Source organism: Rhodohalobacter sp. 614A, assembly GCF_021462415.1.
In the GTDB taxonomy this organism is placed as follows: Bacteria; Bacteroidota; Rhodothermia; order Balneolales; family Balneolaceae; genus Rhodohalobacter.
In genome coordinates, this window is record NZ_JAKEDS010000009.1 from 1 (window position 1) to 8,484 (window position 8,484).

Sequence of the window (8,484 nt, forward strand, 5' to 3'; positions counted from 1 at the left end):
AAACCCAGCCAAACCCCCATTGACGGCGGACTCGCCCTGCTGGCCGCCGCCGGCGGTGCCTATGCCATCAAAAAATTGAAGCAAAGAAAAGCCTAAAGAAAGATCAATTATACCTTCAGGCAATCCAGAACCTGACAGGCATTTTTACACTGTCAGGTTTTCTGTGAGCTGTCGTTCATATCAGGCTCCCTCTTAAGTTGCAAATTTCATGGGATAAAGTTTGATGTACTGAACAATTCGGGAATTGACATTTGTGTTCGATAAACTTCCGTGAGGTAAAGCATGATGCCAGATAATAAAATCGCCGGCTTCAGCTGCCAAAGGTTTGGAGGTATACGAATCAAAAACACCGATTAAAGGAACCTCACCTTTAAAGCTGTTCATCCACTCATCAATTTGTTTGTGAAATCCCGGAACTACTGTAAATGCTCTCTGGTCTTCTTTGGTATTGGTTAAATACAAAATACCTTACAGACCAAATGGTAGCGGAGTAGTTAGTTGTATATCCAGATGCAGATTGGGGCCGGGAAAGTGCCATTGTTCTGTTTCTGGCGGATTAAAACTAACTCTGTCAGTACTGGCCCACAATCGGGAAGTTTTCCAAAGTGACTCAAAGGCTCCCCAAATTTTTGAGGCAAACCGGTTTTGTTCAAGCCCATCATGCTTAAAAAATTCAACCATAATCCCATTTTTGGCAGAATGACTGTGGTACCAGGTTTCCGGATTGTTCAAGTCGACTTCTATAAAATCTGTAATGGCATCAACAGCTTCGGCACAAGCTTCTTTATTAACTGCCTGTTTGATGATCATATAGCCGTATTCATCAAAAAAACTGAGATCCTCTTCAGAAAGATGATAACCTGTTCAATGACCGGGCGCATCATTCTTTTCTTCAAATAATGAATTAAACTGCGCAATGGTATCCTTCCTGGATTCAAGATCCGTATGAGCTTGTATCCAGGATTCAAATTCTTCAAAGGTGGGAGAATATCCATATAAATACTGTAACGCAGGATATAAACCGACCCCAAGCGTATCCAGCAAAGCCTGATCAACCGCATGCTCATTTTGAGATATTTTCCTCTTCTGTCCATTTAGCTCAGCGATAATTTTAGACCAATACCGTTTCAAATGATAGATCGGAATGGTGCCTTGCTCTGTTGAAGAAAAAACTTCCTGTCCATTTGAATATGATTCATAATCAAATGTTAATCCGGGTTTTGGACCTTCCATATACGTAAAATTTATTTTGTGGAGAGACGAAGTGATAAACCGATCTAAAGTCAATGGCTGGGTGAGCCCGGACTGGCCCGCTATCAGCTTTTCATCTTCAAATACCTGTATGGTTGTATAAAGTTTAAGGTATTGCAGATCCGTTTCAGGAATAACAAACGAGGTGCTATCATTGGCTTCGGGAACAGATTTATAATCCAATTCATAAGCTGTTCCCAGATATAAACGGTCTCCTGTTTTATCTATACAGTTACCCAGACTATTTTCCATGAAAAGGTCGAGGGTTATTTTCTGGGGGATAAATGTGCCCTCATCCTTTAAAAACCCGATCAAATTTCGGGTTAACAGTACCTGATGTTCTCGTTTTAATCCTGCCTGCATGGTTTCTGATATAATGATATCAAACCGCTTACCAAACTCTATCTCCGGGTCGGTAGCATCTGCAAGTAAAAAACAATCTACATATGCCAGTAAATTTTGTTTTGTGTACACCTTCTCAACTGCTTTTAATGATATCTCATTAATATCCAATAGAGTAAATGAGATTTCTTCCGGCGTAAACTGGGTTGTTAAAGGTGTACATAAAGTGGCATAAGGGCCACAACCGGCATAAAGAATTTGCACTTGTTTGCCATCAGTTAAACAATGTTTAATCGCTTGATATATACCTCTTAAAAAACGTGTAGTACGAGCCCAATCTTTTATACAATGGGCAGCGTGCGCAGGACTAACCACCCACCCATTCGATGTATCCAGACCCTTATCTCTGGTGAGATCCTTTGCATAGACTCCACTTTCTTTGCTAAGAATGTCATACAAACGATTGATCCCTCTTGTTATCAGAAATTGATCATCATCACTAAAAAGTATGTCTTCGCTGGCTTTTTTCAAGTAGAATCCCTCCTCTTTATGGAAATAAACTATATTGCCTGATTCAGGTCATTAAATCAAATGCAAATCGATGTCTGGTTTGCTCGTTTGACTCAAACGGATATATTTGTATCAAACTAATGTTCGTTTGTAGTTTGATTTAAAAAGAACCGAAATTGTAAACCATTCATCATGGGTGATTTAAAAACTTCACAAATAAATAAGAGGTTGACAAACAGAATCATTTTATTTCTTCAGGAGATAGGTATTGCCGTGAAAAAGAGCCGCATTCATGAAGAAACCTTTCTTCCAGGCATTAAAATTGAACGGGGTGAAATGTTGGTGGACAAAGATCAGCTAACCTATCCGGGCGACCTCATTCACGAAGCCGGCCATATTGCCCTTACACCGAAATCTGACAGAGCAAAGCTGAATGGAAATGTTGATGAAGAAAAGAATTCAAAAGAAAGTCTTGAAACCGGCGCCATTCTTTGGTCCTGGGCAGCTCTCACATACCTAAAATTAGATCCTGAAATTGTTTTTCATCAAAATGGATATCGCGGGGCTTCGGAATGGTTTATTGAAAATTTTACATCCGGAAATTACATCGGACTGCCACTTCTTCAATGGATGGAATTATGTAAACATCAGGACTCGGATGAAGGCATCCCTGAATTTCCTCATATGATTAAATGGCTTAGAGATTAAATATGGAATACTCAAAAAAACAACAAAAGAGATCTTTGATCATCTGAAAAAAGTTCACAGTTGTGAATTGTGGAGTGATATATGAACGGGTTGAAATGAGCCTTGGAAGTCCAATGATTTATCAAACAGAAAATAGTTATGAGTGCAGAATACTCTTTATCCAATTTGAGACTACTTCATTTTTTGTTCCATTTCTCGGGCAAGCTTAAGAGCCGTTTCGTTCCCCATCTCTTTAAGAGAAGCGATTATTTGCAACTGTTCTTCCATGGTATGTTTTTGAGATTCTTTTTCACCAGGTTTAATAATCCCCTCTTTTACAAATAAATTCTGAACCCAATCATTGACTTGTAAGTCGATAACCAGATGAACCCGGTCCGTTTCACCACGATTAGCTACCGAGTGCGGTACGTTAAAATTGGCAAACCAGCATTCTCCTGTGGCCATACTGATATTCTTCTTTTCAACAAAAAAATCCACTTTCGAATTGGTAAGAATTGGGATATGAAGACGTACAGCTCCATCAAAAAAACCCAGACCAAAATCCCGATGCTCTTTAATTTCAGAACCCGGTGTAAGTCTGAGCAGACGGACGGATTGCTTAGAAGATTTAAAGGTTTGGATCACTTGGTTAAAATACTCGGAATTTTTTAAGTAATCGGTGTCTTCAAACTCAGTAATATTTCCATCGCCAGCTGATAGTGCATGATTCGTAGCCACTGGTGCACGCAGTGGAATGCCACTCCAGTTTCCCGAATAATATTGAGTATTAAAATGCATCTCCCAGGAAGGGAGTAATTCCTGAAATTCTTTTAGAAGTTTGGATGCATTAAAGGTCAGAGATAGTTTACAAATATTTTTCATGGACACTCGACTGATAAGTATGTTTTAGACATGGAGATTATATGCTCTTCTGATAGTCATTTTTTCAGGTACGTTTAGTATTTATATGTTATCAAAAATGAAGAGTATCTGAACTACCTATCCGAAAAACCTCATCCCCGCAAAAAATTTATTGATATATGGAAGCGCTTTTATTATAATAAAATTAATTCAACCTTTCTCAATAAGTTCTTTTTTAAAGGGGAGTCTTCAACTACAACTAAGAAATAAAACATGTTCATTCTCAAGATAACCAATAACTATATAGCCGATCTAGCGTTTGGTGACGAAACCATCTCTGCGGATGGGGGCGAATACACCAGCGATTCGATATCTGGCCATCATAAGATTCAAAGTGACGGACTTACTACATTCAATATTCTGGATCTTGGTAAAGATAAAATTTCAGGATACGACTTGGATAAAACGTGGGGAATTCTAATGCGTTATGAAACCAAAGAGGTCTATGGCCGATACGAAGGAGATGGAAAATTTGATATTACATTCGATAAATATGGGGATGTAGAAATAAAAGTCGAGAATGGAGAAGCTCTTGAAATTAGCCTTCCCGGTTTAACTCTCGCAAAAAACACACCCGACAAAAATTAGAGACAAACAATTTCTCATTAAGAGAAAATCTCTTTTATCCGCACTTAACATTCATTCAAAAGACATAAAACTATGGATTATTACATCAGTTCGATCATGGGATGGGGACCTACATGGGCTCCGAGAGGCTGGACACTTTGCGCAGGACAACTACTGGCTATTTCTCAGTTTACGGCTGTATTTTCGCTTATTGGCACTATTTACGGCGGCGATGGCCGGACAACCTTCAGACTTCCGGATTTACGGGGCAGAGCGCCTGTTGCCGCAGGACAAAGTCCCGGAACATCCTATCATAATCAAGGAGCTTTGTTAGGTTCGGAACAACGAACATTAACGATATTGGAAATGCCGGTTCATAATCATAGTGCTAGTACGACGGGTCTTTCTGCAACTATTGCTGCAAGTACGGGGAACGGAAATACCAACACTCCGGGACCTACAAAGGTTATGGCAAAAGGCTTTTTACAGAGTTCGGGCCCCAGTACAGGTACACCTACTGAAATTTATACAGATTCATCAAACGCCGATACCGCTATCCATGGTGGGCCGATTACAGGAAGCATAATCATTGGCGCTTCAGGAGGAAGCCAGCCTTTTTCAATAGTGCAGCCAATACAGGTCATTCAATTTATTTTCTGCCTTCAGGGAATTTTTCCTTCCAGAAATTAATATGAAAATTAAAAAGCTTTGGGATGTACCCCCAAAGCTTTTTTAGCTTACTAGCTTATTCTATGTTCTTCAACAAAGACGATCATACTATTAAAATTGGTTTTCTGAATCCCCACTCCAGTTTTTATCCTTACTATGCCCATCATCTTCTTGCTGGTTTTTTTTTAGGTATGGACAAGGATCCTGGCAACCAGAAAGAAATCCAGTTTATTCCGCATTATACAGATACAGGGAGTACATCCAAAACAGTAGAAGGTGTCAAAAAACTATTACATTTTGACAGAGTAGATATGCTGTCGGGGCTAATCAGCTACTCGGTTCTTCCTGAAATTGTACCTGTCCTGGAATCGAATAAAAAGCTTGGGTTTTTCTTTGATTCAGGCGAATACATTCCATATTTCGATTACTTAAGCCCCAATACTTTCTTCTCTTCCAACCAGTTGTGGCAATCGGAATATGCTTTGGGCCAGTGGGCAAGAAAAGAATATGGAGAAGGCGGGTTGATGGTAATGCCGGTACTGGAATCCGGTTACCACCTTCACAGTGCTTTTCAAAAAGGGTTTACAAATGGCGGCGGCGGACAGATTTTACTTTCTGTTCTCCCCTTTGACCATCAAAATCCGCACCGGTTAGATATGGATAAAGTTTTTCGGCAAATCAAAAAAAAGGGTCCGCCATTTGTTCATGCAATCTTCAGCGGCGATGGCGGTAATGAATTTTTTACCCGCTGGGTTGAAGAAGGATTGTCTGGGCAAATTCCATTAATCGCAGCAGAAAATATGATCTATGATGAATGGATAGAAGAAATTGCGGATCTGAATATCGAGTGCTATTCAAGTTTACTGTATGATCCTGCCATATCCTCTCTGCAAAACCGGTTATTTAAAAAGAAATTCCAGCAAACAACAGGACAAGCTGTAAATATTTTCGCTTTACTCGGATATGAAGGAGGCCTCATGTTCAAAGAGCTTCTCCAAGACATCAAAAAACGAGACTGGGGAAAAGTTCAATCTTTGTTACAAACCGAACATATTCATGGCCCAAGAGGAGAACGAAATTTTTACCCGGACGCAGGGTTTGTACTCCCTGAAATGAGTATTGCACGTATCAAAACCAAAAAAAAACAGACTGACAAACGTGTGATTGGACAGGGAAAACGACTGGCATATAACCACCAGATATTTAATGAGATTCGTTCGGCGACACCTTCAGGATGGCAAAATCCATTGTTTTGTGTGTGAACAAGAGAAATAATCACAAGCCCTTTTATTAAAAATTTTTACCCATTATATGCTGCCGTGTCGGAGGCATTACTGTTATATCCTTTTTTAAAAAGCATCATTTTTTAACCCTTAAATCAATTGAGTTGTATTACACAGAGAAAAAGCTATTTCATTCACCACTATTCCCTAACCTTAACCAAGCTACTATGATGCAAAAGAGATACCTCCTCCTATTATTGTTTATTCTTTTATTTAACAGTATTGGGTATTCCCAAACACCGATTACGGGTGCTACCGGCACATTTCCGACAGCAGCTACCCTGGATGCGGACGCAAATATTTATTCCATACAATATGATGGCAGTGAATATGATATAGTCAGATTTACGGCAGCAAGTAGTTACTCATCATCTACCGTAATTTATAATGGTGTAGATGAAAGTGGAGCCAACAATTATTCTACAGATATAGAAGTAGCCTCCAACGGCGATGTATATTTTCTTGACGGATTTGATGGAGGCCCAAACAATGGGCGTTTAATCTTGCTGGATGCTTCAAACAGTTACTCATCTTCTGTAATAAGTAGCGGAACCTATCATACCGCTCTTGGCATAGACAGTAATGATGACATTTATACCTCTGAGTATAACAGTGACACGTCGACTTATGAGGTGATAAAATATGATATATCCAACTCGTATAGTACAACGGTTATTTATAGTGGATTAGGAGCTAGCGTACCCTATTCCAGAGGGCTTTCGGTTGATCCCGATGGAAATGTATATGTTCTCAGCGATTTTACCGTAGATGGGGAAAATGGAAAAATCATCAAGCTAACAGCACCCGGTTATAGCTCTTCTGTATTAGATCAGGGAGAATATTATGTTGGACTCGCTGCCAATGGAAATGGAGATCTATATGCCACTGCTTATGATAGTGCTAACGACCATTATGACGTTGTGAAGTATACCGGTGGGACAGGAACTCCTACTGTAACCTACAATGGTCTTACTTATGTTGGTAACGAATATCCACATGGTTTAGGATCTAACCTGGCCTTAGGAGATCTTGTAATTCCGGATCCTTACAGCGGTAGTGGCGGTACGTTGATCTATTTGGATCTGCCTGATCCTGTAACAACCAGCACCCCCACGGTAACCACCGATACTCCTGTTTCCACCTTTGATGCGACCACTGCTACATTGGGAGGGGAAGTAACCGCTGACGGCGGGGCATCGGTGAGCGAAAGCGGCATTGTGTGGGGAACGTCCAGTTCTCCCGATATTAACAATGACAATGTGGTTCCCATGAGTTCCGGAGTTACCTCGTTTAGCGAAACGGTGGATTTGCTTCCTTTCGGTACCACGATTTATGTTCGTGCTTACGCTACGAACTCCGAAGGCACGGCCTATGGACCCGAAAATGTTTCTTTTACTACCAGTGATGCGGTCAGTGTGAACCTGACCGGCGCCGAAGGCTGGCGGCTGCTGTCTATCCCTGATGCTGTCGCTTTAAGCACCTTCTTAGATCCCATCTGGACCCAGGGCGTCACCTCCGGCGGAGATACCGATGCCGGAACACCTAATGTCTATACCTGGAGTACCTCGGTGGATGGAAACAACCAGGCGGACTGGGTCGCCGTCACCGATCTGACCAATACCACCCCGCCTGCAGGCCACGGATTCCTGGTGCAGGTGTATGCCGATGATGATTACAACAATGGAACCGCCAACGGATTTCCTCAAACTCTCAGTGTGACCGGAAGCGAATACAGTTCGGGCGTCTCACCAATCATGAATTCCAATGCCACCGGATGGACGGTGCTGGGTAACCCTTTTGCTTCTCCGATTGATTTTGATGACCTGTCAAAAACCAACCTGTCATCTACCGTCTATGCATGGGATCCCAATAGTGATACCGGCGATGGCGGCCAGGCGGGGCAATCCAGCGGAAGCTGGAAAACATGGAATGGCAGTTCGGGAGATCTGACGGATGGACGCCTGGCTCCGTTCCAGGGCTTTCTAGTGGAGAATACCTCGGCGGGTTCCTCGGTCAGTTTTACCCAGTCTGATAAAGTGCCCACCGCTACCACTCTTTTAGGGAAACAGGCCGAACAACCTTCTCCGTTTGTTCGATTGGAACTGCAAGGTAACGGCATGAAAAACTCCGCCTGGCTGGAGTTTTCTTCCGATGGAGCTTTGGATAAAACCGATGGTGACGCCTGGGAGCTGACCCCATTGTCCTCCCACTATGCCCTGCTGGCTACCCAAAAAGAAGATGGAAGCCTGCTGGA

General features: G+C 41.7%; 9 protein-coding genes and 1 pseudogene. 6 read left to right on the forward strand and 4 right to left on the reverse strand.

All coding sequences use genetic code 11. From position 1 onward, the window contains the following. Positions 1-96 (forward strand): PID-CTERM protein-sorting domain-containing protein (locus tag L0B18_RS19965; RefSeq protein WP_370647626.1); only part of this gene is annotated, 96 nt, incomplete at its 5' end. A gap of 96 nt (positions 97-192) precedes the next feature. Here the strand turns inward: L0B18_RS19965 and L0B18_RS19595 are convergent. From L0B18_RS19595 to L0B18_RS19605, 3 genes are read right to left on the reverse strand one after another with little or no spacing between them, the layout of a single operon-like run. Continuing rightward, on the reverse strand, positions 193-462 hold the full coding sequence (locus tag L0B18_RS19595; protein ID WP_234573644.1) for a phytanoyl-CoA dioxygenase family protein: 270 nt from the start codon (positions 460-462) through the stop codon (positions 193-195). Positions 463-468: 6 nt separating this feature from the next. Then, the gene (locus tag L0B18_RS19600) at positions 469-810 is read right to left on the reverse strand and encodes a hypothetical protein (protein ID WP_234573645.1); all 342 of its coding nucleotides are present in this window, start codon (positions 808-810) and stop codon (positions 469-471) included. 54 nt (positions 811-864) lie between these two features. Then, entirely contained in the window at positions 865-2,124 is a 1,260-nt protein-coding gene (locus L0B18_RS19605; RefSeq protein WP_234573646.1) for a hypothetical protein, read from the reverse strand. Between the two features lie 171 nt (positions 2,125-2,295). On the opposite strand from L0B18_RS19605, the gene L0B18_RS19610 reads away from it, so the two are divergent. Beyond that, complete coding sequence (locus L0B18_RS19610) at positions 2,296-2,811, forward strand: hypothetical protein (RefSeq protein WP_234573647.1); 516 nt, start codon at positions 2,296-2,298, stop codon at positions 2,809-2,811. Between the two features lie 171 nt (positions 2,812-2,982). Here the strand turns inward: L0B18_RS19610 and L0B18_RS19615 are convergent, their stop codons facing one another. Then, complete coding sequence (locus L0B18_RS19615; protein WP_234573648.1) at positions 2,983-3,672, reverse strand: aspartyl/asparaginyl beta-hydroxylase domain-containing protein; 690 nt, start codon at positions 3,670-3,672, stop codon at positions 2,983-2,985. A 252-nt stretch (positions 3,673-3,924) separates the two neighbouring features. Between L0B18_RS19615 and L0B18_RS19620 the strand changes: the two genes are divergently transcribed. From L0B18_RS19620 to L0B18_RS19635, 4 genes and pseudogenes are all read left to right on the forward strand, one after another. Next, positions 3,925-4,299 (forward strand): hypothetical protein, encoded by a 375-nt coding sequence (locus L0B18_RS19620; RefSeq protein WP_234573649.1) that lies wholly within the window; start codon positions 3,925-3,927, stop codon positions 4,297-4,299. 72 nt (positions 4,300-4,371) lie between these two features. Beyond that, complete coding sequence (locus L0B18_RS19625; RefSeq protein ID WP_234573650.1) at positions 4,372-4,968, forward strand: phage tail protein; 597 nt, start codon at positions 4,372-4,374, stop codon at positions 4,966-4,968. A 62-nt stretch (positions 4,969-5,030) separates the two neighbouring features. After that, entirely contained in the window at positions 5,031-6,209 is a 1,179-nt protein-coding gene (locus L0B18_RS19630; RefSeq protein ID WP_234573651.1) for an ABC transporter substrate-binding protein, read from the forward strand. Between the two features lie 188 nt (positions 6,210-6,397). Beyond that, positions 6,398-8,484 (forward strand): annotated as a pseudogene (locus L0B18_RS19635) (hypothetical protein); the annotation flags it as partial.